Source organism: Rhizobium sp. FG96 (genome assembly GCF_057808655.1).
This window is the reverse complement of sequence record NZ_JBMDIL010000018.1, coordinates 17,375-39,284: the sequence shown is the minus strand read 5'-3', so window position 1 is coordinate 39,284 and position 21,910 is coordinate 17,375. Positions and strand designations below refer to the sequence as shown.

Below are 21,910 nucleotides of genomic sequence, written 5' to 3'. Positions count from 1 at the left end.
ATAAACCCGGCAAAAGAAAGGTTTCCACATGGCGGATATCGGTATCGGCGCCGAAGCCCCGGACTTCAACCTCCCGCGTGATGGCGGCGGCCGCGTATCGCTGACGGAATTCAAAGGCAAGCCTCTGGTTCTGTTCTTCTATCCCAAGGATGACACGGCAGGCTGCACGGCCGAATCGATCGGCTTCACCGAGCTCGCCGCCGAGTTCGAAAAGGCAGGCGCGGCGCTCGTCGGTATGTCGCCTGATTCGGTCAAATGCCACGACCGTTTCATCAAGAAACATAACCTTGCCGTCGCGCTCGCATCGGATGAAGAAAAGACCGTGCTGCAAGCCTATGGCGTTTGGAAGCAGAAGAGCATGTACGGCCGCACCTATATGGGCGTCGAGCGCACGACCTTCCTGATCCGCGCCGACGGCACGATCGCCACCATCTGGCAGAAGGTCAAGGTTCCCGGCCACGCCGAAGCCGTTCTGAAGGCCGTGCTGGACCTCGCGGCATGACCGCTTTGCAGATGACATCGCTGAGAGGTGGCGCGATCGACGCCATCCGTTCAGCCGATCTCGATCGCAAGACGGCGCTCGCCCAGGAGGCCGCCACCCGCTGGTTCGCCCGCAAGATATCGCTGCGCTCGCCGCTCGATACCGCACTTCCGGAGCGGCCCGGCCGCCCTGAAAAGCCGGCGCTCGTGCCGCCGACTCAAGTTCAGAAGCGCTCGCTGCATACCGTCCACGGCCGCATCGCGCTGCTGCATGCAATCGCCCATATCGAGCTCAATGCCGTCGATCTCGCGCTCGACATCGTCGCCCGCTTCGCCACAGAGCCGGTACCGAACTCCTTCTTCGACGGCTGGATGCAGGTGGCTTTCGAGGAGGCCAAGCATTTCCGCATGGTCCGCGACCGCCTGCGCGATCTCGGCGCCGATTATGGCGACATGCCCGCCCATGACGGACTCTGGCAGGCGGCGCACTCGACCCGCAACGATCTGACGGCGCGGCTTGCCGTCGTCCCGCTCATCCTCGAAGCCCGCGGCCTTGACGTGACGCCGTCGCTGCAGGCGAAGATGCGCGAGACCGGCGATCTCGACAGCGCTGCCGTGCTCGACGTGATCTACAATGACGAGAAAGGCCATGTGGCGATCGGCGCCAAATGGTTCCGTTTTCTCTGCGCCCGCGAGCGCCGCGATCCCGCCCATACCTTCAGGGAGCTGGTCCGCGCCAACTTCCGCGGCCCGCTGAAACCGCCCTTCAATGACCTCGCACGCGCCGAAGCCGGCCTCACGCCATCCTTCTACCGATCATTGACATCGACAAGCAATGCGTAACCATTGCGTGCATTCACATTAACGAAAGAAGCAATTTATTAACCTTAACAGTGTGTAATCAACCCAATCGAGGCACGGGCGCATCAATTGGGAGATTCTCCGTGACGCATGCACAGCACCAGCGCGTATTCGGCAAGCGTTCACAGGAACATATCCTCATTCTCGCCAGTGGCGACAAGGTCCGTCACATGACGGTCAAGCCCTGGATGGCGGCCCTCGCCTTCTGCTTCATCGGCGTCTTTGCCATCGGCTATCTCCTTGCCACTTCCTATCTCGTGCTCCGCGACGACCTGATCGGCGCCACCATGGCCCGCCAGGCCCGCATGCAGCATGATTATGAAGACCGCATTGCCGCGCTCCGCGCCCAGGTCGACCGCGTCACCTCCCGCCAGCTGCTCGACCAGCAGGTCGTCGAGGACAAGGTCGACAAGCTGATGGAACAGCAGATGGCGCTGACCTCGCGCCACGGCAAGCTAGGCTCGCTGCTCGACCGCGCTGAAAACTCCGGCCTGACAGGCAAGGAGGAACCGGCACCCGCCGCGCAATCCTTCGCTCCCGATGCCAAGGACAAGCGGGCCTCGCTCTCCGGCGGCGCGGAAGCCATCAACAAGCTGCTGACCGGCAGTAGCGAACCGACCGATGCGACGCCCGACAATACCACGCTCGCTTATGTTCCCGCCCCCGAAACCGTCGGCGATCGCGCCGACCGTCTGTTTTCCAAGGTGACGCTGTCGCTGAAAGGCGTCGAGGAAGACCAGCGTTCGCGGGTCGATCAGCTGACGGCAGATGCAGGCGACGCCGCCGATGCCATTTCCACCGTCCTGAACCGCTTCAGCATTCAGGTGCCGCAGCAGACGGCAAAGGCCGATGACGACAGCGCCGTCGGCGGTCCCTATGTCGAACCCGAGAGCGACGACGATTTCAACAATTCGCTGGCACAGCTCGATACGGCGCTGACGCGCCTCGAGGCCGTGCGCAATACCGCCGAATCCCTGCCCTTCCGCAATCCCGGCATCGGCAAGGACATTACCAGCCCTTTCGGCAACCGCCGTGACCCGTTCCTGGGCCGGCTTGCCCTGCATTCCGGCATCGATTTCCGCTTCGCCCCCGGCGAAAAGGTTCGCCCGACCGCACCCGGCAAGGTCATCAATGCCGGCTGGACCGGCGGCTACGGCAACATGGTCGAGGTCGATCACGGCAACGGCATTTCCACCCGCTACGGTCACATGTCGCAAATTCTGGTCAAGGTTGGCGATACCGTCGATCGCGGCGATGTCATCGGTCTTGCCGGCAGCACGGGCCGCTCGACGGGCACGCATCTGCACTACGAAGTACGCCAGAACGGCCGGGCCGTTGATCCGATGTATTTCATGAATGCAGGGTTGAAACTCGCGACCTATATAAAATAACCAAACGCAGTAACCACAGCTTTACCTGTGCAAGGTCTGCAAGGCCCGTATTCCTTGACTTGCAAGCCGTTTGGGAATATGTCGCGCTGCATTGCGGCATGCAATCCCGCCGACTCAGCCAGAGTTCGGCCGAACCTGAACGGAAATAGTTTTCCCTTTGACGACATTTGCTGATCTTGGCCTGAGCCAAAAAGTGCTTTCCGCCGTTACCGACGCCGGCTACACGACCCCAACCCCTATTCAGGCGGGCGCGATCCCGTTTGCCCTGCAGCGCCGCGATATTTGCGGCATCGCGCAGACGGGTACGGGCAAGACGGCGTCCTTCGTTCTGCCAATGTTGTCGCTGCTGGAAAAAGGCCGCGCCCGCGCTCGCATGCCCCGTACGCTGATCCTGGAGCCGACGCGAGAACTCGCGGCCCAGGTTGCAGAAAACTTCGAAAAGTACGGCAAGAACCACCGCCTCAACGTGGCCCTGCTGATCGGCGGCGTGTCCTTCGAAGACCAGGACCGCAAGCTTGAGCGTGGCGCAGACGTTCTGATCTGCACCCCCGGCCGCCTGCTCGACCATTTCGAGCGTGGAAAGCTCCTGATGTCCGCCGTCGAGATCTTCGTCATCGACGAAGCCGACCGCATGCTCGACATGGGCTTCATCCCGGATATCGAGCGCATCGCCAAGCTGATCCCGTTCACGCGCCAGACGCTGTTCTTCTCGGCCACCATGCCGCCGGAGATCCAGAAGCTCGCCGACCGCTTCCTGCAGAACCCGGAACGTGTCGAAGTCGCAAAGCCGGCATCGGCTTCCAAGACCATCACCCAGCGCTTTGTTGCCACCCATGGCAAGGACTATGAAAAGCGCGCTACCCTGCGTGATCTCATCCGCGCCCAGGAAGACCTGAAAAACGCGATCATCTTCTGCAACCGCAAGAAGGATGTCGCTGATCTCTTCCGTTCGCTGGAACGCCACGGCTTCTCCGTCGGTGCCCTGCACGGCGACATGGACCAGCGTTCGCGCACGACAATGCTGCAGAATTTCCGCGACGGCCAGCTCCAGCTTCTGGTAGCCTCCGACGTGGCTGCTCGTGGCCTCGACATTCCTGATGTGAGCCACGTTTTCAACTTCGACGTACCGATCCATTCGGAAGACTATGTCCACCGCATCGGCCGTACCGGCCGTGCGGGCCGCACCGGTGCCGCTTTCACGCTGGTCACCAAGCGCGACACGAAGTTTTCCGATGCGATCGAAAAGCTGATCGGCGAAAAGGTCGAGTGGCTGAACGGCGATCTCAACGCCCTGCCTCCCGCTGAGGAAAGCAAGGAAAGCGATCGTCCTCGCCGCAACGGCCGTGATCGTGACAGGGACCGTGGCCGCGGCAAGGATCGCCGTGGTCATAAATCTGATATCGCCGCGGAAGATAATGCCGCCGAAGTCGTTGAAGCAGCAGCACCAGCAAAGGTCGAAAGCGTGAAGCAAGAGCGCAAAGCAGAAAACAAGCAGCAGAACAACGCGCGCCACGCACGCCCTTACCCGGCAAACGACGACTCCCGCGATCGCCGCCGCTATCGCGATCACGATGACGGCCCGACTCCGGTCGGTTTCGGTGACGACATCCCGGCGTTCATGCTGATTGCAGCCGGCGCCAAGGCCTGATCCCTCATGGGAAAACCGGGCATCGACTTCCCAGGCCTCGGTGTAGGCCTAGTGGTTGTGCGTGACGGAAAAATTCTGCTCTACAAGCGCGTCAAGCCGCCGGAACCGGGCCACTGGAGCATTCCGGGCGGCAAGGTCGACTTCATGGAGAAGGCGGCAGATGCGGCGCGCCGCGAAGCCGAAGAGGAAACCGGCCTTGCGATCGGCAAGGTCAGGCTTCTCGGACCATCGGAAGTCCTGAGCGCCGCCGACAAGCAGCACTGGATTTCACTCCTCTACCTGGCGGAAAGCTTCGAGGGCGAACCTCAGCTGACCGAGCCGGACAAGCTCACCGCTTTCGGCTGGTTCGGCCTTAGCGAACTACCGCAGCCTCTGTCGGAATTTGCCGCAGCCGCAATCGCGCTGCTTCCCGACGCAGTACTCTCCTGATCATTCGGCCCGTAGCGCTGCTTCATAGGCAAGCCTGACCCATTTCGCCATCTCGTCCGGATCGTCATAGGCATTCTCGGGGATCGACCAGTAGGGCATCTTCACCGGATTGCCCTTCTTGCCCTCGTAGGACCATTGGATGGCGCCGGCATCGGCAAATTCCGGCGCGCTCTTCTCGTCTGCCTTCAGGAGCATTTCATCGCGCAGCTCGATCGCGACAATCCGGCCAAGGTGATAGATCCCCTTGCCGCCGAACATCCGCTTGATGGTGACAGGGCCGAGCCCCTGAAACATTTCCTCGATCGCCGCCGTATCCATTCTATCCCCTCAAAATGCCACCGGCCGCCAGAACGGCCTCGGGCGTATCCACGTCCAGGTGCGCAGCATCGCCGATATCGACATCGATGACCGGCAGCCCCGATGTCTCGATGATATGCCGCGCCCCGACATCGCCTTCAAGCCGCATCACGGCATCGCCGAGCGATCGCGGAAGGATGACCGGGTTGCCGCGCTTGCCGCGACAGACGGCACGGACGATCCCCCGCCCGGAAGCCGCACGGAAGGCGGCGATCAGCGCGTCGAGATCGGAGGACGTAACGCCCGGCATATCAGCGAGCATGACGAGAACGCCATCCGCCTCGCGCGCGGACGAGGCCGAAAATCCAGAAATCAACGAGCTTGCCATGCCGGATGCATAATCCGGGTTCTCGACGGCCGTGACATCCAATCCGGAGAGCGCAGCCTCGATCTCGCTCCGCCGGTGGCCGGTCACGACGATGACCGATGCCGCGTCGGCAGAGAGCGCAGTTTCGGCAGCGCGGCGCACCAGCGGCTTGCCATCGAATTCGGCCAGCAGCTTGTGCGCACCGCCCTCGCCCATCCGGCTGGCTTTCCCCGCAGCCAGAATGACGGTCGCGACAGTCACCGGCCGGTGATCCTCCTCTGCGCTGTCGCGCGGCCTAGGCCGTGTCTCGATTTCCATCAGCAGCCCTCCGACGCCCATGCCCGTCAGATCGCGCGCATCGGGCTTCTCGCCAGCCAGGATGCGATCCAGCACCCAGTCGAAGCCATTCTCCTTCGGGCTTCGCGCGCAGCCAGGCGCGCCCACAACATAGGTTTCGCCGATCCGCCCGAGCACCATCAGGTTGCCGGGATCGACGGGCATGCCGACGCTGAGTATCTGGCCGCCCGCCTGCCGGATCGCCGCCGGGATCACATCGTCCTCATCGATGACCGCCGAGGCCCCAAAGACGATCACAAGCTTCGGCAAGCGATCAGTGGCGCTCATGGCCTCATCGATGGCAAAGGCAACGGCATCCATCCGGTGCGCCACGCGCTGCTCGCGGACCAGCCGATTGCCGGATGCCGCAAGCCGATGCGCCAGAATGCGCGCCGTCTTGTCCATCACCGCAGGCTTCAGCGATGGCAGTTCGGTGGCGACAAGCGATACCGCGTAGTCGGCAAAGGGCTTGACCTCGAAGGCAACGGCCGCCCTCAAGGCGTCGCACGCTGCCTCCACCTTGCGGCCCGGCACAGCCAGCGGAATGATCTTGAACGTCGCCACCATGTCGCCCGCCCTCACGCGTGCATGGTCGGCGAGACAGGCAAGCGTGATCGCCGGATCGATGCGGTTGACGCGATCGACGACATCGCGGTCGGCGACGAAGAGGCCGTCGGCCGCCGCATAGACATTCACCCGCCCCGTTGCAGCCTCGGAGAAGCGCAGATGATCCGGCGCAATCGCTGCGGCGAGCTGCCGGGCAGCCTCGTCTTCGCTAACATCCCCGTCTTCGATCCGCGCTGCGGTGATGCTGGCGACACCGGCACCAGTGAGCGCTTCGATATCCGCCGGCGACACGCGGTGCCCCTTGCGCAAGGTCCGCCCCGGCAATTTCACCGCATGTGCGAGCATCAGCCCTTCAGCACCGGCCACCGGAAATTCGCCGAACTTCATCACATGTCACCTTTCGGCGACATGACATCGCGCGAGCGCAACGCCTCGATGATCTGCGCCAGAATGGCAACGGCGATCTCCGCCGGGCTGGCGGCGCCGATATGGAGCCCAATCGGTCCGTTGATGCGTGCCAGCGCCTCATCCGCAAAGCCCTCGGCCTTCAGCCGCTCGAGACGCGACGCATGGGTCTTGCGGCTACCGAGCGCCCCGACATAGAAACAGCCGCGGCGCAGCGCCTCGGCAATCGGGAAATCGTCGATCTTCGGATCGTGCGTCACCGCGACCAGCGCCGTATAGGCGTCGAGCGGCTCGTCCTTCAAGACGTCGATGGGCCAATCCGCAGTTAGATCGATCCCGGAAAAACGCTCCGGCGTCGCAAAAGCCGTCCTGGGATCGATGATCCTGACGTCAAAGCCTGCCAGCGCCGCCATCTGCGCCAGCACCTGGCTGATATGGACAGCACCGATGATGACGATGTCGGCCGGTGGCAGATGGACATTGAGGAAGTAGCGCCCGCCATCAGCCTCGATCACACCGGAGCGCCCGGAGCGAAAGGCCGTAGCTACCGCCTCGCCAAGCGCCCCATCGATATGATCGCCTTCCGCAACGACGCTCGCCCGACCACCACCGAGATCGGTGACCAGGACGGCCGCGATCCGCGCCTGCCGGCAGGCATTCAGCCTCTCGAGCGTCGCAAGCTCCATCAGCCGAGCCTTTCCACATAGACGCGGATACGCCCGCCGCAGGAAAGCCCGACACGCCAGGCCGTCTCGTCGGCAACGCCAAATTCCAGCATCTTCGCCTTGCCGCTGCCGATGACATCGAGCGCTTCTGTAATGACGGCGCCTTCGACGCAGCCGCCGGAAACCGAGCCTTCGAAGTTCCCTTCGGCATCGATCACCAGATGGCTGCCCGCCGGCCGCGGCGCCGAACCCCATGTCTCGATGACGGTGGCAATAGCCACATCGCGGCCGCTCTTCCTCCAGGATTCCGCTGTCACCAGCGGATCGAGGCCGATAGACGTTTCGCTCATGCCGGGCCTCTCAATCGCTCCAGATAGCGCCGCGGTTCGAAGGCACCGGCGCGTCCGGAACCGAGCGCCGCAGCAAGGTCGCTCAAGGAAGATAGATTGTGAACCGGCCGGAATTCGTCAACATGCGGCAGCATCGCGCGAACGCCGCGCGCCCGCGGCTCGAATCCGTCGAAGCGCAGCAGCGGGTTGAGCCAGATCAGCCGCCGGCAGGAGCGGTGCAATCGGTCCATTTCGGCCGAAAGCTGCTCGACGCCCTCGCGCTCCAGCCCATCGGTGATCAGCAGCACCACGGCGCCCTGCCCCAGTACACGCCGGCCCCAGAGCCGGTTGAACTCGTGCAGCGTTTCGCCGATCCGCGTTCCGCCCGACCAGTCGTTGACGGCAGCCGCGCATTCGTCCAGCGCCTGATCCGGATCCTTGTTGCGCATCTGCCGCGTCACGTTGGTGAGCCGCGTCCCGAACAGAAAGGTGCTGACGCGGCGCCGCCGCTCCGTCAGCACATGCAGGAAATGCAGGAAGATCCGCGTGTACTGGCTCATGGAGCCCGAGATATCCGCAAGCACCACCAAGGGCGGCTGTATCTCCTTGCGCTCGCGGTAGCGCGGCAGGATCAGCGACCCGCCGGTGCGAAGTGCGGCACGCATCGTTGCACGGGGATCGACCGTCGCGTGGCGATGCGACGGCTTGAATCTCCGCGTGGTGACACGGTCGAGCGGCAGCTGCAGCCGCGACAGCTCCTTCTTGGCGAGCGCCATCTCTGCCGCCGACATTTGCGCGAAATCCATGCGCCGGATGATCTCGTTGCCCGAGGTCGTGAAACGCGCGTCGATCTCGATATCGGGCTCTTCACGCGACGGTTTATCGGGGCGGCGGTCGCCGAGCAACGCATCGCTGGCGCGCGTCTCGCCGGGCTTCTGCTTTTCCTTCTCCCGCGTATCCGGCGCCCGCGGCGACATCATCGCGATCATCTTCTCGACGAGATTTCGGGAGCGCCAAAAGAGCCGGAATGCCTCGTCGAAGACGACAGCATCCTCGTGCCGCTTGACGAAGACGGCCGAAAGCGCCGCATGAAACTCGTCGCGCGATCCCATGCCGATGGCTTCGACCGCCGCGATGGCGTCGGCAAACGCCGCGGGGCCAACCTTCAGTCCGGCCTTGCGCAGCGTCCGTCCGAAGAAAACGATATTGTCGGCAAACCGGCCGTCACCCAGCGGAAGCGGCGGAACGACGATACCATCTTCAGCCTTTCCGCCCTGCATCGCCTATCCCGCTGCCCGCAATTCGTCCTGCACGTCTTTCAGCACCCGCGCACCCTCCCCGCCCTGGATACGGGCGATGTCGTCCTGATATTTCAGGAGCGTGCCAATCGTGTCGGAAATGGTCTCGGGATCGAGTGCCAAGCGGTCTAGCTCGGTCAGCGCCGTGGCCCAATCGATGGTCTCGGCCACACCGGGATTCTTGAAGAGATCAAGCGTCCTCAGGCGCTGCACATAAGCAACGATTTCGCGCGACAGCGTCTCGTTGCAGTAAGGCACCTTGCGGCGGATGATCTCCAGCTCCTGCTGCGCCTGCGGATAATCGACCCAATGGTAGAGGCACCGCCGCTTCAGCGCGTCATGCACCTCGCGCGTCCGGTTGGTGGTAATGATCACGATCGGCGGCTCGGCGGCCTTGATCGTCCCGAGTTCAGGAATAGTCACCTGAAAATCCGAGAGCACTTCAAGGAGGAACGCTTCGAAGGCCTCGTCGGTGCGGTCGAGCTCGTCGATCAGGAAGACCGGGGCACGGCCATTTTCGGAGGACAGTGCCTGTAGTACCGGACGGCGGATCAGATAGCGCTCGGAAAAGATGTCGGATTCGATCCGTCCGCGATCCGTCAGACCCGATGCCTCAGCCAGCCGGATTTCCAGCATCTGTGCCGGGTAGTTCCACTCGTAGACGGCGGAGGCGACATCCAGCCCCTCGTAGCATTGCAGCCGGATCAGCGGGCGCCCGAGCGCCTTAGACAGAACCTTGGCGATCTCGGTCTTGCCGACGCCCGCCTCGCCCTCGAGAAACAAGGGCCGCTTCATCTTCAATGCCAGGAAAAGCACGGTGCCGAGCGCCCGGCCCGCAAGATAGTCCTGCCCGCCGAGCAGCGCGATCGTCTCGTCGATCGACTGCGGCAGAAGCGGCGCGGTCTGATCAGCCATGTCTCCTCCCTTTTGGGGAAGTTATAGCGTGTGGTAGTCGCGGTTCATATAGAGGAGCGCCGGTTTTGTTTCGTCGAAGCGGACGCCGACGACCTCCCCGAAGATGACGTGATGCGTCGACATCTCCTTGATTTCCATGACGCGGCAATCGAAGGAGGCCAGGCTGTCGGAAAGCACCGGCGCACCGGTTATCAGCTTCTCGAACTTGCCGGTCGCGAACCGCTCTTCGTTGCTGAGCTGCGTGCGGCCGGAAAATGCATCGGCCAGTCCCTGGTGATGGGCACCCAGCGTATTCAGAGCGAAGATGCCGCTGCGGAAGAAGATCTCGTTCTTCGGGTTGGAATTGTTGAGGCAGACAAGCACGCAGGCCGGGCTGTCGGAGACCGAGCAGGCGGCGGTAATCGTCACGCCGCGCACCTGATCGCCAAGCGCCGTCGTCACGAGCTGCACGTGGCCGCCGAAACGGCTCATGGCATCACGATAAAGCTTGGGATCGATCGGCTGTCTGCTCAACAAAAGGTGTCTCCCGCGGCCTCGCCGCTTGTTGTTCTTCCGCTAATATGGCGGTCATCGGTTACCTTTTCTACAATGAACGCGACGAAATGCTGCCTATTCCGCTGTTTTTCTTTGACGATTACCAATCGCCGGATAAAAGGGCATGAAGAAGGTCAGGAGCCGGCGACTTTTATGAATATTCTGCGTGGCATAGCTGCTGTTTCGATGCTGCTGATGGCGGCATCGGCGGGCCATGCAGCCGGCGTGACGATCGGCGTCGTCGCCCCACAGGGCGGCAGCCTGCAGCAGCTCGGCACCCAGGTCTTCGCCGGCGCCAATTTTCAGATCACCAGGGACGGCAATACCTTCGTCGCGATCAACGAGAGCTGCGATGAAAACAGCGGCGGTGCACTCGCCGACCAGCTGATCAATGCCAAGGTCCAGATCGCCATCGGTTTCCTCTGCAGCGAGACGCTGGAAGGCGCCCTGCCGAAGCTGAAGGACGCCAATATCCCGGCAATCACCGTCTCCGTGCGCTCGCGCATCCTGATGGAGGATTCGCTGAAAAACGGCTGGCCGCTTTTCCGCCTTGGTCCGCCTGATGGCGCCGAGGCCGCCAAGATCATCGAGGTCATTCTCCGCGACTGGGTAGCAGCCCCGATCGCTCTCATCGAGGACGGCACCATCCATGGCCGCGAACTGACCGAAGCCGTCCGCAACGCGCTGGAGCAGAACGGGCTAAAGCCTGCCTTCACCGACACCTACAGGCCAGGCCAGGAACAGCAGATTGCCCTCGTTCGCCGCCTGAAGCGCGCCGGCGCCACCAAAGTCTTCGTCGGCGGCGACCGATCCGACGTCGCGATCATCGCCCGCGATGCGGCAGCCGAAAAGATCCCGCTCGATATTCTCGGCGGCGATGCGATGCGCGCCGCCAATCAGCCGCTAGCACTGACAGATGGCGTGCGTGCCGTCGCAATCCCGGAATATGCGAACCAGCCGGAAGCCCGCGATACCGTGCAGGCAATGCGCGCTGAAGGCATCGAGCCGGAAGGCTACGTGCTTCCCGCCGCCGCAGCCGCGGCGATCGCCCAACAGGCGGTAACGGCAGCAAACGGCAAGCCGCTTGCCGATGTCCTGACCGGCACGAATTTCATGACCCCGATCAGCCCCGTCACCTTCGGCGCCAATCACGAACTGATGGATAACCCCTACCGCCTGCAGGAATGGCGCAACGGCGCCTTCCAGATCCTCGGCGCTGCCTCGGAGTGAGGCTGCGTCATCGCGCTGCGATCAGTTGCCCGCTGCGCCGCGCACTGCTAAATCCGCGGCGAGCATCTTAACGAGAGAGAGTTCCACATGACGCTGCCGATCCGCATCGCCCCCTCCGTCCTCGCCGCCGACTTCGCCAAGCTCGGCCAGGAAGTCCGAGACGTGACCGCGGCCGGTGCCGACTGGATCCATCTCGACGTCATGGACGGCCATTTCGTCCCGAACATCTCCTTCGGCCCCGATGTCATCAAGTCCGTCCGCTCCTACACGGATGCGACTTTCGACTGCCATCTGATGATCTCGCCGGTCGACGCCTATCTTGAGGCCTTCGCCAAGGCCGGCTGCGACCGCATCACCGTTCATGCGGAGTCCGGCCCGCACCTGCACCGTTCGCTGCAGACCGTCCGCAATCTCGGCAAGAAGGTCGGCGTCACCCTTAACCCGGCAACGCCGCTCTCCGTCATCGAGAACGTGCTGGATGATATCGACCTCATCCTCATCATGTCGGTCAATCCAGGTTTCGGCGGCCAGAAATTCATTCCGGCCATGGCCGGCAAGATCGCCGCCGCCAAGTCGCTGATCGGTGACAGGCCGATCGAACTGCAGGTCGATGGCGGCGTCACGCTCGAAACCGCCCCAATCGTCGGTAAGGCCGGCGCCAACGTCCTCGTCGCGGGATCGGCGATCTTCAAGGCGGGATCGCTGGAAGGCTACCGCGCCGAGATCGACGGCCTGCGCCGCGCTGCCGAAGCCGGCCGCGCATGATCCGGTCCGTCCGGGGTTTGCTCTGACGATGGAACGCTTCCGCGCCGCCAAACCGCCCGCCGCCGATTTCTTCGCAGGCGCCCTCCTCTGGGCCCTGATGATGACGGCGTCGGCAATGGCGGCGCTCTATGCCCGAAACCGCTTCGAAACCAGCCACCTGGCTGAACTTGCACTGCTCTATTTCTTCGGCGGCCTGTTCGCCTGGCCCTTCATGCTGCCGCTCGCCCGCTTCTTCGCCTGGCGGCGCCCGGTCGAGACGCGCTTTGCCGCCTTCTTCGCCTGCCTGACCGCAGGCACCATCCTGATGACGGCGTTTCTGTTCTCGATGGACTACCGCATCTTCTATTCGCGCTGGCATGCGCCTTTCGGCAGCGTCATCTGGATTTTCGAGTTCATCTTCACCGGCGCCAATGCCGTCTACCAGTTTGCGGTCCTCGGCGTTCGCCTGTTTCTGCCCTTCGGCCTCGTCTGCCTGCTGGCCACCAGTTTGGTGCTTGCGAAACGCATGCGTTGAGATTGCCGCGCGTCTTTGCTACAGGGGCGCCAGCAAGTTTTGTCTACCAACGAAAGCAGTGAGCCATGATCCCGCGTTACTCCCGCCCAGAGATGGTCGCCATCTGGTCGCCCGAAACCAAGTTCCGCATCTGGTTCGAGATCGAAGCCTATGCCTGCGATGCGCTGGCCGAGCTCGGCGTCATCCCGAAGGAAGCTGCAAAGACCATCTGGGAAAAAGGCAGTGCCGCGAACTTCGACGTTGCCCGCATCGACGAGATCGAAGCCGTCACCAAGCATGACGTCATCGCCTTCCTGACCCACCTCGCCGAATTCGTCGGCCCCGACAGCCGCTTCGTGCACCAGGGCATGACCTCGTCCGACGTTCTCGACACGACGCTCAACGTGCAGCTGGTGCGCGCTGCCGATATCCTGCTTGCCGGCGTCGATCGCGTTCTCGCAGCGCTGAAGACCCGCGCTTTCGAGCACAAGGACACCGTCCGCATCGGCCGCAGCCACGGCATCCATGCCGAGCCGACGACGATGGGCCTGACGCTCGCTCGCTTCTATGCCGAGATGGACCGCAACCGCGCCCGCCTCGTCGCTGCCCGCGCCGAAATCGCAACGGGCGCGATCTCCGGTGCCGTCGGTACCTTCGCCAATATCGACCCGCGCGTCGAAGAGCACGTCTGCGCCAAGCTCGGCCTAACCCCGGAGCCGGTCTCCACGCAGGTTATCCCGCGCGACCGCCACGCCATGTTCTTTGCCACGCTCGGCGTCATTGCCTCGTCGATCGAAAATATCGCCATCGAATTCCGTCACATGCAGCGCACCGAAGTGCTGGAAGCCGAAGAATTCTTCTCGCCGGGCCAGAAGGGCTCGTCGGCCATGCCGCACAAGCGCAACCCGGTTCTCACCGAAAACCTGACTGGCCTGTCGCGCCTCGTGCGCATGTCGGTTGTCCCCGCCATGGAAAACGTGGCCCTCTGGCATGAGCGCGATATCAGCCATTCGAGCGTCGAGCGCGCCATCGGCCCGGATACGACGATCACCCTCGACTTCGCGCTGAACCGTCTCGCCAGCGTTATCGAGAAGCTGGTCGTCTATCCCGAGAATATGGAAAAGAACCTCAACAAGTTCCGCGGTCTCGTCCACTCCCAGCGCGTTCTCCTGGCGCTGACCCAGGCCGGCGTGTCCCGCGAAGACGCTTATCGTCTCGTGCAGCGCAACGCCATGAAGGTCTGGGAACAGGGCAAGGACTTCCTCGAAGAGCTGCTGGCCGACCAGGAAGTGCGCGCCGCGCTCTCCGAAGCCGATATCCGCGAGAAGTTCGACCTTGGCTACCACACCAAGCATGTCGACACGATCTTCAAGCGCGTCTTCGGCTGATTGCCGGTCACAACACAATGAAGCGGCGCCTCAGGGCGCCGTTTTTGTTTTCTGCTTGCGCGGCTTCGGTTTCGCGGCTGTCGCCTTCTGCGGAGTGGCCTTGCGCGGTGCCGCAGGCTTATCGGCCGCCTGGCTGATCTTGAGCTCGGCGGCTGCCCGGGCGCGCTTGTTGCCCTTTTGCTTCTTCGGCTCGTCCGCCAGCGCCACGTCGCCATTGGTCTGATTTGTCCGCCCCTTCGCTGCCTTGGCAACCAGCCGGTCCAGATGCTTCAGGTCGTCTTCATCGAGGTTCTCGATGCCGATGAAGCGATTTTCGGCATGGCTGGTCAGGATGATTTCATCGAGCTTCGCCTGAATGGCGCGGGTGTCGCGGGTCTGCGCGTTCTGCAGCACGAAAACCATCAGGAATGTAACGATCGTCGTGCCGGTATTGATCACCAGTTGCCACGTCTCCGAATAATCGAAGACTGGCCCGAGTGAAGCCCATATCAGGACGGAAATGACGGCGAGAACGAAGGTGACCGGCGCACCTGCCAGCTCCGACACCTTCGTTGCGAAATGCGCGAAAAGCTTCTTCGCACCTTCCATGAGTTGCCTCCCTCAAAGACATGACAAAACAACTCTGAGAGAGGCAGCAAAGTTCCGGTACGCTTGCTGACAGGCTTAGGCCGGTCCGATCAGCTTGCGATAGAGGTGCCAGGTCGCATGGCCGAGGATCGGCATCACCAGCGCCAGGCCGGCAAAGAGCGGGATGCTACCGATCACCAGCAGCGCGGCGATGATGAAGCCCCAGACCAGTACCGGAATGGGATTAGTCAGCGTGGCGCGGATCGAGGCGCTCATTGCCGCGACAAGCCCGACATCCCGGTCAAGCAGCATCGGGAACGTCACCAGCGTCGTCGCCAGCACGATCACTGCGAAAGCGAGGCCGAGCAGATTGCCCCACATCATCAGCTGCATGCCCTCAGGCGTGCCGAAGATCTGCGCGGTGAACGTATCGATCGACCGCGGGAAGACGTCGCCGAAGAGGTTGGTATAGAGCGTCTGCGCTGCCACCAGCCAGACAACGAAGAAGGCAAACAGCAGCAGGCCGCCGGCAATGATCGACGGCAGCGCCGGCGAATGGCGTACGTCGAACGCATGCCGCCAGGACGTGTCCTCGCCCATCTCGCGTCGTTTGCTGATCTCGTAGAGACCGATCGCTGCGATCGGGCCGATCAGCGCGAAGCCCGAGATCAGCGGAAAGATCATCGGCAGCAGATTGGCACTCGATGTCGCGACAGCCAGGAACACGCCGGCAATCGGATACATCAGACACAGGAAGACATAGTGAGACGGCTTTTCGCGAAAATCGTCCAGACCGCGCCGCAGCGCGTCGAACACATCGTCAATGCTGATCTTGTTGATGGCGGGACGCGCGTAGGCTTCGCCTGCTCCCGTCATGACATGAAATGCCGTCATGGCTTTCTCCTCCGTGAGCCGTTCATCCGGCGGCGGAAAAAGCATCGGCTTTGAACAGGCCGACACGAAATCCGCAACCGGCAATCGCCAAGAATAACAAATTTGACCGCCTTTGTCCTGCTTTCCCTTGACAGAACGTTCAAGCCTTCTCACATCGGCGGCATCATGAAAGCCTCAGACGCAGATATTCTCATCATCCCCGGCTACACCAATTCCGGTCCCGATCACTGGCAGACCCGCTGGGAAGCCAAGCTGAGCACGGCGCGCCGTGTTGAGCAGGCCGAATGGTCGAAGCCCGTCCGCGACGATTGGATCGCCCGCATCGCCGAGGAGGTCAACGCCTCGACGCGCCCGGTCGTGTTGGTCGCCCACTCGCTCGGTGTTCCCTCGACGATCCACGCGATCCCGCATTTCAAGAACAAGGTTGCCGGCGCCTTCCTCGTGGCACCGCCCGATGTCGCAAATCCGGATATCCGCCCGAAGCATCTGATGACCTTCGGCCCCTATCCGCGCGATCCGCTGCCCTTCCCGGCGATCACCGTCGCCAGCCGCAACGATCCCTTCGGCACCTATGAACATGCCGATGACATCGCCGCGAGCTGGGGTTCGCTGCTGATCGACGCGGGCGAATCCGGCCATATCAATTCGGAGTCCGGCCACGGTCCTTGGCCAGAAGGCACGATGGTCTTTGCCCAGTTTCTCTCGAAGCTGAAACCGTAGAGCCCTGCCGCCCCTCTAAAATTTGGGGTTTAATAGTTATTTTAGCGAAGACATGGATAATGCGCGCAATCAGCAGATCGAGTGCGCGCATTGAAGCAATCCAGCAAAGACCCAAAGGCGAAGACCGCGGCACAGCAGGCCAAGCCCGACGAGAAACGGCGGCTGGAAATCCACGACACGCCTGATCTTGCAGAGCGCGAGAGCCGCTGGAACTACGCGCTGATCGGCTCGGGTCTCGGCGTCTGGGATCACAATCACCGCGCCGGCACCAAATACTACTCAGAGACCTGGAAAGAAATCCGCGGCATGGGCCCGGATGAGAGCGCCGACGGCGACTACGAAGAATGGCTGGCGCTTCTCCACCCTGACGATCGCGACTTCGTCATCGAGGCGATCGACAAGCAGATCGCCGGCGATCCCGATTTTCAGGTCTTCGAATATCGCGAGCGTCACAAGGACGGCCACTGGGTCTGGATCGAATGCCGCGGCGCCTGTGTCGAATGGGACGAGAACGGCAACCCCGCCCGCATCGTCGGCACTGACACCGATATCACCGCCCGCAAGCGTGCCGAGGAAATGCTGGAGCACCTCTCCCGCCGCCTCGATCTGGCGCTCGACATCACCCGCATCGGCGTCTTCGAGGCCGATCTGGAGGCCGATGCCGTCGAATGGGACGACCGCCTGCTGGCCATGTACGGGCTCGAAGGCACGGCGCGCGTCAAACCGGGCGAAGCCTGGGAAAAGATGCTGCACCCTGATGACCGCGTCCGCGCGCTCTCCCGCCTCGACGAGAGCCTCGACAAGGACCAGGGCCTGCTGCACGAATTCCGCATTATCAGGGCCGATGGCATCGAGCGCGTCATCCGCGCCCGCTCGGCGTTTTTCGTCGATGCAGAAGGCAAGCGCAAGCTGATCGGCGCCAATTGGGACGTCACCGAAGAGGTCAAGCTCCGCAACGATCTGCAGAATGCCAAGAACCTCGCCGAGGCGCGCAACCAGGAACTGGAGGCCGCCAAGGAAAGCATCGAGCACCTTGCGCTTCACGACTACCTGACCGGCCTGCCGAACCGCCGCTATCTCGACCGCACCTTGGACGAGCGCGCCGAGGAATGCCGCAACGGCAGCCTGACGCTCGCCGTCCTGCATATCGATCTCGACCGCTTCAAACAGATCAACGACACGCTCGGCCACCGCGCTGGTGACGCGATGCTGAAACACGCAGCAAAGGTCCTGAAGGATTGCGTCCGCTCGACCGATTTCGTCGCTCGTATCGGCGGCGATGAATTCGTCGTCCTCTGCGCCATCGACAGCGGCACCAAGAAACTGTCGAACATGGCCGCCCGCATCATCCGCGAACTCTCCAAGCCGATCCGCTACGAGGGACACGAATGCCGCTTCGGCGCCAGCATCGGCATTGCCGCCGATAGCGGCGCCGATCTCGATGCCAAGCAACTGCTGCTGAACGCCGATATCGCGCTTTACCGCGCCAAGGGCGCCGGCCGCAACCGGCATGAATTCTTCTCCAAGGACGCCCGCCGCAGCATCATTGCCGCCAAGCGCCTTGCCGACGAGATCCTGCAGGGTCTGGAACGCCACGAATTCGTCCCCGTCTACCAGCTGCAGTTTAACGCCCGCACGCTCGAAGTCGCAGGCGTCGAAACGCTTGCCCGCTGGCAGCATCCCGAACACGGCCTGATGGCGCCGGATCGCTTCCTGAAGATCGCCGAGGACCTCGACGTCGTCTCGACGATCGACGGCCTCATCCTCGAGCATGCGCTCGCCGACCGCGCCGCCTGGGCCAAGCAGGGCTTCCGCACGCCGAAAATCTCCGTCAACGTTTCCTCCGGTCGCCTTAACGACCCGACGCTCGGCAAAAAGCTGAAGGCGCTGAAGGTCGAGCCGGGCACGCTCTCCTTCGAACTTCTGGAATCGATCTCGCTCGACGACTGCGATGATGCCGTCATCGCGAATCTCAGGCAGATCCGCCGCCTCGGCATCGACATCGAGATCGACGACTTCGGCACCGGCCACGCCTCGATCGTCAGCCTGCTGAAGCTCAGCCCGCGCACCCTGAAGATCGACCGCGAGCTGATCCGCATGCTGCCGCAATCGGCAGAGCAGCGAAAACTGGTGCGCTCGATCATCGATATCGGCCGCTCGCTGAGCATTCTGGTGACCGCCGAAGGCGTCGAGACCATGGATCACGTCCGCATTCTCGCCGATCTCGGCTGTGACGTCCTCCAGGGCTATGCGCTGGCCCGTCCGATGCCTGCAGCGCAGATCCCGGCCTATGTCCAGGCCGCCAGCTGGCGTCATCCGGAAGGCGGCGCACGCGCGCTGCAAAGCGGCCTCAGCCGCGAGATCAAGCGCAACGGCACCAAATAAGCTTGCATAACCGGCCCGCCACGCGGCTTTGATTTCCAACAGTCACCAAAACTCTGTAGGCTGATATCCGCAATATCTTCGATTCTCTCAGGCGGCATCCCTATATCTTGGGAATCCGGGGAAGGAGCTACTGGCGCATTGTGAAAGTCACTCTTTTCCTTTATGGGGACGCCACGAGATCGATCCACTGCGCTATCCCAAGAGCGCCAAGACAGAGAAAAGCTTAAAATGAACCGTCGCCGCCGTATCTACGAGGGCAAGGCCAAGATTCTATATGAGGGACCGGAACCGGGTACGTTGATCCAGTTCTTCAAGGATGATGCCACCGCCTTCAACAAGAAGAAGCATGAAGTTATCGACGGCAAGGGCGTTCTGAACAACCGCATTTGCGAGTTCATCTTCAACCATCTGAACAAGATCGGCATCCCGACGCATTTCATCCGCCGCCTCAACATGCGCGAGCAGTTGATCCGCGAAGTCGAGATGATCCCGCTCGAGATCGTTGTGCGCAACGTCGCCGCCGGCTCGCTCGCCAAGCGCCTCGGCATCGAGGAAGGCGTGGTCCTGCCGCGCTCGATCATCGAATTCTATTACAAGTCGGATTCGCTTGACGATCCGATGGTCTCCGAAGAACACATCACGGCATTCGGCTGGGCCAACCCTGCCGAGCTGGATGACATCATGGCACTCGCCATCCGCGTCAACGACTTTATGACCGGCCTCTTCCTCGGCGTCGGCATCCAGCTCGTCGATTTCAAGATCGAATGCGGCCGCCTCTTCGAAGGCGACATGATGCGCATCATCCTCGCCGACGAAATCTCCCCGGACAGCTGCCGTCTGTGGGACATCGAGACCCGCGAAAAGATGGACAAGGACCGCTTCCGCCGCGATATGGGCGGATTGCTCGAAGCCTATTCCGAAGTCGCGCGGCGCCTCGGCATCATCAATGAAAACGAGCCCGTGCGCGGCACCGGGCCTGTATTGGTCAAGTAAGTCAGGGAAATCGGCAAGTGATCAAAGCTCGTGTAACCGTCACGCTCAAGAATGGCGTTCTCGACCCGCAGGGCAAGGCAATCGAAGGCGCCCTCGGCGGCCTCGGCTTTTCCGGCATCGGCCAGGTCCGCCAGGGCAAGGTCTTCGACCTGCAGCTCGAAGGCGCAGACAAGGCCAAGGCCGAATCCGACCTCAAGGCCATGTGCGAGAAACTCCTCGCCAACACGGTGATCGAGAACTATACTATTTCTCTCGACTGAAGGTTGTGGAGAATGCGCGATGGCCGAACTGACGCAGGAATTGCTGTTTGAAGTCTTGAGAAAGATTCAAACGGAGATCGCCACCTTCAAGGAAGGGCAGCGTGACGTGCGTCAGGAAATAATCGGCCTCCGAAATTACATGCATGTGATGCAAGGCGACATCAACACTATGCGCGGGACGATGGGACAGGTTCTCGATCGGCTCGACCGCATTGAAAATCGCCTGGAACTTCGAGAATTGGCAGAAGCACAAGCAAGGTTTGAACCGCACCCATGAAGTCCGCCGTCGTTCAGCTCCCTGGTCTCAACCGCGATCGTGACATGATCGCTGCGCTCACCAAGATTTCCGGTCACGCACCGGTGACGGTGTGGCAGACCGAAACGCAGATTCCGGATGTCGACCTGATCGTCATCCCCGGCGGCTTCTCCTACGGTGACTATCTGCGCTGCGGCGCGATTGCTGCCCGCATGCCGGTCATGCAGGCGATCATCGAGAAGGCCAAGCAGGGAACCAAGGTTCTCGGCGTCTGCAACGGTTTCCAGATCCTCGTCGAGGCAGGTCTCCTGCCCGGCGCGCTGATGCGCAATTCCTCGCTGAAATTCGTCTGCCGCGAAGTCAAGCTTGAGGTCGTCAATGCCGATACGGACTTCAGCCGCGCTTATGCCAAGGGCCAGATCATACGTTCGCCGGTCGCCCACCACGACGGCAACTTCTTCGCCGATGCCGAAACGCTGGCGAAGATCGAAGGCAACGGCCAGGTCGTCTTCCGCTATGCCGAAGGCACAAACCCGAACGGCTCCATCAATGATATCGCCGGCGTGATGAACGAGAGCGGCAATGTTCTCGGCATGATGCCGCATCCGGAAAACCTGATCGAGGCAGCCCATGGCGGCTCCGACGGCCGCGGTCTCTTCGCTTCGGCGCTGGATGTAATCGCCGCTTAACCTTCGCCGGATATCAGGTGGATCTAAACCACCGCTGGAGACCACCGATGCGCATTGCGACCACCCTTACGGCTGCCGCCGCTCTTGCTGTCATCGGAATGCTGGCCGCGTCCTGCCAGTCCAAGGCGCCGCCCGTCAGCGCCAATCGTGACGCGCTCTCCACCATGGAGCGCGTTGCCGTCGGCGCCAATAATTGCTGGTTCAAGTCGGGCGACGCGGCCTTCGCGACCTACCGTCTGGCGCCGGAGCTCAATTCCTTCTCCGGCCGCCCGCGCATTCTCGTCGTTCACAAGAACAGCCCTGCCGGACTGCCGCATCTCGTCGTTCAGGCGGAAGGTAATCCGGCCCGCCTGCAGGCCTTTGGCCCGCTGATGTCCCAGCCGGTCTCCGCCCGCATCGCAGCCGACGTGAACCGCTGGTCCGCGGGCAGCAAAGCCTGCAGCTGATCAATCCCAGAAGAACGATTTGCCGACCTCGCGGGCCGCATCGGACTGCGACATGCCGATATCCTTGAGCTGATCAGCCGTCAGCTCGCGCAGTGCCCGGCGTCCCTCGCGCTTGCTGTGCCATTCGATAAATCCATTCCAGAGACGCTCAAGCCATGTCCCGCCGGTCGTTGTGACGCGGGGCGCAATGACGCGCGGATCGCTTACCGATGCAATGGGTACAATTTCACCCTTTATCTGAGGCATTATCGACATCGCCATCCTCCTATCGTTCGGCCGGCGTAAATGTCTCATATTCTTGA

General features: G+C 62.3%; 26 protein-coding genes. 16 read left to right on the top strand and 10 right to left on the bottom strand.

The window, feature by feature from the left end; all coding sequences use genetic code 11:
* Positions 1–28: 28 nt before the first annotated feature.
* The 5 genes from ACODR6_RS28280 to ACODR6_RS28260 all read left to right on the top strand — a co-directional run bounded on the left by ACODR6_RS28280 (position 29) and on the right by ACODR6_RS28260 (position 4,809).
* Positions 29–502 (top strand): peroxiredoxin, encoded by a 474-nt coding sequence (locus tag ACODR6_RS28280; RefSeq protein ID WP_199629576.1) that lies wholly within the window; start codon positions 29–31, stop codon positions 500–502.
* Entirely contained in the window at positions 499–1,323 is an 825-nt protein-coding gene (locus ACODR6_RS28275; protein WP_489025706.1) for a ferritin-like domain-containing protein, read from the top strand. Before ACODR6_RS28280 ends, ACODR6_RS28275 begins: the two co-directional genes overlap by 4 nt.
* A 101-nt stretch (positions 1,324–1,424) precedes the next feature.
* A complete protein-coding gene (locus ACODR6_RS28270) occupies positions 1,425–2,732 on the top strand; it encodes a peptidoglycan DD-metalloendopeptidase family protein (RefSeq protein WP_489025704.1) in 1,308 nt (435 codons plus the stop codon).
* A 157-nt stretch (positions 2,733–2,889) separates the two neighbouring features.
* Positions 2,890–4,380, top strand: a complete 1,491-nt coding sequence (locus ACODR6_RS28265) for a DEAD/DEAH box helicase (protein WP_112716419.1) — start codon at positions 2,890–2,892, stop codon at positions 4,378–4,380.
* 6 nt (positions 4,381–4,386) lie between these two features.
* On the top strand, positions 4,387–4,809 hold the full coding sequence (locus ACODR6_RS28260) for an NUDIX domain-containing protein (protein WP_489025702.1): 423 nt from the start codon (positions 4,387–4,389) through the stop codon (positions 4,807–4,809).
* On the opposite strand, the gene ACODR6_RS28255 is transcribed toward ACODR6_RS28260, so the two are convergent.
* The 7 genes from ACODR6_RS28255 to ACODR6_RS28225 are packed head-to-tail and all read right to left on the bottom strand — an operon-like array spanning position 4,810 to position 10,504.
* Positions 4,810–5,127 (bottom strand): TfoX/Sxy family protein, encoded by a 318-nt coding sequence (locus ACODR6_RS28255; protein ID WP_112716423.1) that lies wholly within the window; start codon positions 5,125–5,127, stop codon positions 4,810–4,812.
* 1 nt (position 5,128) lies between these two features.
* Complete coding sequence (locus ACODR6_RS28250; protein ID WP_489025700.1) at positions 5,129–6,763, bottom strand: NTP transferase domain-containing protein; 1,635 nt, start codon at positions 6,761–6,763, stop codon at positions 5,129–5,131.
* Positions 6,763–7,467, bottom strand: coding sequence for an XdhC family protein (locus ACODR6_RS28245; protein WP_489025698.1), 705 nt, complete (start codon positions 7,465–7,467; stop codon positions 6,763–6,765). The genes ACODR6_RS28250 and ACODR6_RS28245 overlap by 1 nt, the downstream gene beginning before the upstream one ends.
* Entirely contained in the window at positions 7,467–7,796 is a 330-nt protein-coding gene (locus tag ACODR6_RS28240; protein ID WP_489025697.1) for an XdhC family protein, read from the bottom strand. The genes ACODR6_RS28245 and ACODR6_RS28240 overlap by 1 nt, the downstream gene beginning before the upstream one ends.
* Entirely contained in the window at positions 7,793–9,055 is a 1,263-nt protein-coding gene (locus tag ACODR6_RS28235) for a vWA domain-containing protein (protein WP_489025695.1), read from the bottom strand. The genes ACODR6_RS28240 and ACODR6_RS28235 overlap by 4 nt, the downstream gene beginning before the upstream one ends.
* A 3-nt stretch (positions 9,056–9,058) precedes the next feature.
* Positions 9,059–9,988, bottom strand: a complete 930-nt coding sequence (locus ACODR6_RS28230; RefSeq protein WP_489025693.1) for an AAA family ATPase — start codon at positions 9,986–9,988, stop codon at positions 9,059–9,061.
* Between the two features lie 21 nt (positions 9,989–10,009).
* Positions 10,010–10,504 (bottom strand): flavin reductase, encoded by a 495-nt coding sequence (locus tag ACODR6_RS28225; RefSeq protein ID WP_489025691.1) that lies wholly within the window; start codon positions 10,502–10,504, stop codon positions 10,010–10,012.
* Positions 10,505–10,675: 171 nt separating this feature from the next.
* Here ACODR6_RS28225 and ACODR6_RS28220 point away from each other — a divergent pair, with 171 nt between their 5' ends.
* The 4 genes from ACODR6_RS28220 to purB all read left to right on the top strand — a co-directional run bounded on the left by ACODR6_RS28220 (position 10,676) and on the right by purB (position 14,398).
* Positions 10,676–11,752, top strand: a complete 1,077-nt coding sequence (locus ACODR6_RS28220) for an ABC transporter substrate-binding protein (protein WP_489025689.1) — start codon at positions 10,676–10,678, stop codon at positions 11,750–11,752.
* Positions 11,753–11,839: 87 nt separating this feature from the next.
* Positions 11,840–12,517, top strand: coding sequence for a ribulose-phosphate 3-epimerase (rpe, locus tag ACODR6_RS28215; protein ID WP_112716439.1), 678 nt, complete (start codon positions 11,840–11,842; stop codon positions 12,515–12,517).
* Between the two features lie 28 nt (positions 12,518–12,545).
* Positions 12,546–13,031, top strand: coding sequence for a hypothetical protein (locus tag ACODR6_RS28210; protein ID WP_130278235.1), 486 nt, complete (start codon positions 12,546–12,548; stop codon positions 13,029–13,031).
* Positions 13,032–13,096: 65 nt separating this feature from the next.
* Positions 13,097–14,398, top strand: a complete 1,302-nt coding sequence (gene purB, locus ACODR6_RS28205; RefSeq protein WP_489025686.1) for an adenylosuccinate lyase — start codon at positions 13,097–13,099, stop codon at positions 14,396–14,398.
* Between the two features lie 30 nt (positions 14,399–14,428).
* Here purB and ACODR6_RS28200 read toward each other — a convergent pair whose 3' ends face one another.
* Together ACODR6_RS28200 and ACODR6_RS28195 are read right to left on the bottom strand one after the other, a co-directional pair.
* Entirely contained in the window at positions 14,429–14,986 is a 558-nt protein-coding gene (locus tag ACODR6_RS28200) for a low affinity iron permease family protein (protein WP_130278233.1), read from the bottom strand.
* 75 nt (positions 14,987–15,061) lie between these two features.
* The gene (locus ACODR6_RS28195) at positions 15,062–15,859 is read right to left on the bottom strand and encodes a DUF2189 domain-containing protein (protein WP_489025684.1); all 798 of its coding nucleotides are present in this window, start codon (positions 15,857–15,859) and stop codon (positions 15,062–15,064) included.
* Between the two features lie 165 nt (positions 15,860–16,024).
* Here ACODR6_RS28195 and ACODR6_RS28190 point away from each other — a divergent pair, with 165 nt between their 5' ends.
* From ACODR6_RS28190 to ACODR6_RS28160, 7 genes are all read left to right on the top strand, one after another.
* Positions 16,025–16,579: an RBBP9/YdeN family alpha/beta hydrolase gene (locus tag ACODR6_RS28190; RefSeq protein ID WP_489025682.1), complete on the top strand. Its 555-nt coding sequence runs from the start codon at positions 16,025–16,027 to the stop codon at positions 16,577–16,579.
* Between the two features lie 162 nt (positions 16,580–16,741).
* Complete coding sequence (locus tag ACODR6_RS28185) at positions 16,742–18,964, top strand: sensor domain-containing protein (RefSeq protein ID WP_489025834.1); 2,223 nt, start codon at positions 16,742–16,744, stop codon at positions 18,962–18,964.
* Positions 18,965–19,192: 228 nt separating this feature from the next.
* On the top strand, positions 19,193–19,957 hold the full coding sequence (purC, locus tag ACODR6_RS28180; protein ID WP_112716451.1) for a phosphoribosylaminoimidazolesuccinocarboxamide synthase: 765 nt from the start codon (positions 19,193–19,195) through the stop codon (positions 19,955–19,957).
* A 17-nt stretch (positions 19,958–19,974) separates the two neighbouring features.
* Entirely contained in the window at positions 19,975–20,217 is a 243-nt protein-coding gene (gene purS, locus ACODR6_RS28175; protein ID WP_112716453.1) for a phosphoribosylformylglycinamidine synthase subunit PurS, read from the top strand.
* 19 nt (positions 20,218–20,236) lie between these two features.
* On the top strand, positions 20,237–20,494 hold the full coding sequence (locus ACODR6_RS28170) for a hypothetical protein (protein WP_489025679.1): 258 nt from the start codon (positions 20,237–20,239) through the stop codon (positions 20,492–20,494).
* Positions 20,491–21,162 carry a phosphoribosylformylglycinamidine synthase subunit PurQ gene (gene purQ / locus ACODR6_RS28165; protein WP_112716457.1) on the top strand — a complete coding sequence of 224 codons (672 nt, stop codon included), beginning with the start codon at positions 20,491–20,493 and terminating at the stop codon, positions 21,160–21,162. The genes ACODR6_RS28170 and purQ overlap by 4 nt, the downstream gene beginning before the upstream one ends.
* Before the next feature lie 47 nt (positions 21,163–21,209).
* Complete coding sequence (locus ACODR6_RS28160) at positions 21,210–21,608, top strand: hypothetical protein (protein WP_112716459.1); 399 nt, start codon at positions 21,210–21,212, stop codon at positions 21,606–21,608.
* Here ACODR6_RS28160 and ACODR6_RS28155 read toward each other — a convergent pair whose 3' ends face one another.
* The gene (locus ACODR6_RS28155; protein ID WP_489025676.1) at positions 21,609–21,863 is read right to left on the bottom strand and encodes a DUF1127 domain-containing protein; all 255 of its coding nucleotides are present in this window, start codon (positions 21,861–21,863) and stop codon (positions 21,609–21,611) included.
* Positions 21,864–21,910: the final 47 nt, after the last annotated feature.

What these genes read in the sequence shown, in the direction of transcription:
- ACODR6_RS28250 (WP_489025700.1), bottom strand. Translation starts at nt 6,763, where the DNA reads ATGAAGTTCGGCGAATTTCCGGTGGCCGGTGCTGAAGGGCTGATGCTC.
- ACODR6_RS28195 (WP_489025684.1), bottom strand. Translation starts at nt 15,859, where the DNA reads ATGACGGCATTTCATGTCATGACGGGAGCAGGCGAAGCCTACGCGCGT.
- ACODR6_RS28190 (WP_489025682.1), top strand. Translation starts at nt 16,025, where the DNA reads ATGAAAGCCTCAGACGCAGATATTCTCATCATCCCCGGCTACACCAAT.
- purQ (WP_112716457.1), top strand. Translation starts at nt 20,491, where the DNA reads ATGAAGTCCGCCGTCGTTCAGCTCCCTGGTCTCAACCGCGATCGTGAC.
- rpe (WP_112716439.1), top strand. Translation starts at nt 11,840, where the DNA reads ATGACGCTGCCGATCCGCATCGCCCCCTCCGTCCTCGCCGCCGACTTC.
- ACODR6_RS28275 (WP_489025706.1), top strand. Translation starts at nt 499, where the DNA reads ATGACCGCTTTGCAGATGACATCGCTGAGAGGTGGCGCGATCGACGCC.
- ACODR6_RS28160 (WP_112716459.1), top strand. Translation starts at nt 21,210, where the DNA reads ATGCGCATTGCGACCACCCTTACGGCTGCCGCCGCTCTTGCTGTCATC.
- purC (WP_112716451.1), top strand. Translation starts at nt 19,193, where the DNA reads ATGAACCGTCGCCGCCGTATCTACGAGGGCAAGGCCAAGATTCTATAT.
- purB (WP_489025686.1), top strand. Translation starts at nt 13,097, where the DNA reads ATGATCCCGCGTTACTCCCGCCCAGAGATGGTCGCCATCTGGTCGCCC.
- ACODR6_RS28280 (WP_199629576.1), top strand. Translation starts at nt 29, where the DNA reads ATGGCGGATATCGGTATCGGCGCCGAAGCCCCGGACTTCAACCTCCCG.
- ACODR6_RS28255 (WP_112716423.1), bottom strand. Translation starts at nt 5,127, where the DNA reads ATGGATACGGCGGCGATCGAGGAAATGTTTCAGGGGCTCGGCCCTGTC.
- ACODR6_RS28235 (WP_489025695.1), bottom strand. Translation starts at nt 9,055, where the DNA reads ATGCAGGGCGGAAAGGCTGAAGATGGTATCGTCGTTCCGCCGCTTCCG.
- ACODR6_RS28245 (WP_489025698.1), bottom strand. Translation starts at nt 7,467, where the DNA reads ATGGAGCTTGCGACGCTCGAGAGGCTGAATGCCTGCCGGCAGGCGCGG.
- ACODR6_RS28240 (WP_489025697.1), bottom strand. Translation starts at nt 7,796, where the DNA reads ATGAGCGAAACGTCTATCGGCCTCGATCCGCTGGTGACAGCGGAATCC.
- ACODR6_RS28230 (WP_489025693.1), bottom strand. Translation starts at nt 9,988, where the DNA reads ATGGCTGATCAGACCGCGCCGCTTCTGCCGCAGTCGATCGACGAGACG.
- ACODR6_RS28155 (WP_489025676.1), bottom strand. Translation starts at nt 21,863, where the DNA reads ATGTCGATAATGCCTCAGATAAAGGGTGAAATTGTACCCATTGCATCG.
- ACODR6_RS28170 (WP_489025679.1), top strand. Translation starts at nt 20,237, where the DNA reads ATGGCCGAACTGACGCAGGAATTGCTGTTTGAAGTCTTGAGAAAGATT.
- ACODR6_RS28210 (WP_130278235.1), top strand. Translation starts at nt 12,546, where the DNA reads ATGGAACGCTTCCGCGCCGCCAAACCGCCCGCCGCCGATTTCTTCGCA.
- ACODR6_RS28220 (WP_489025689.1), top strand. Translation starts at nt 10,676, where the DNA reads ATGAATATTCTGCGTGGCATAGCTGCTGTTTCGATGCTGCTGATGGCG.
- ACODR6_RS28260 (WP_489025702.1), top strand. Translation starts at nt 4,387, where the DNA reads ATGGGAAAACCGGGCATCGACTTCCCAGGCCTCGGTGTAGGCCTAGTG.
- ACODR6_RS28200 (WP_130278233.1), bottom strand. Translation starts at nt 14,986, where the DNA reads ATGGAAGGTGCGAAGAAGCTTTTCGCGCATTTCGCAACGAAGGTGTCG.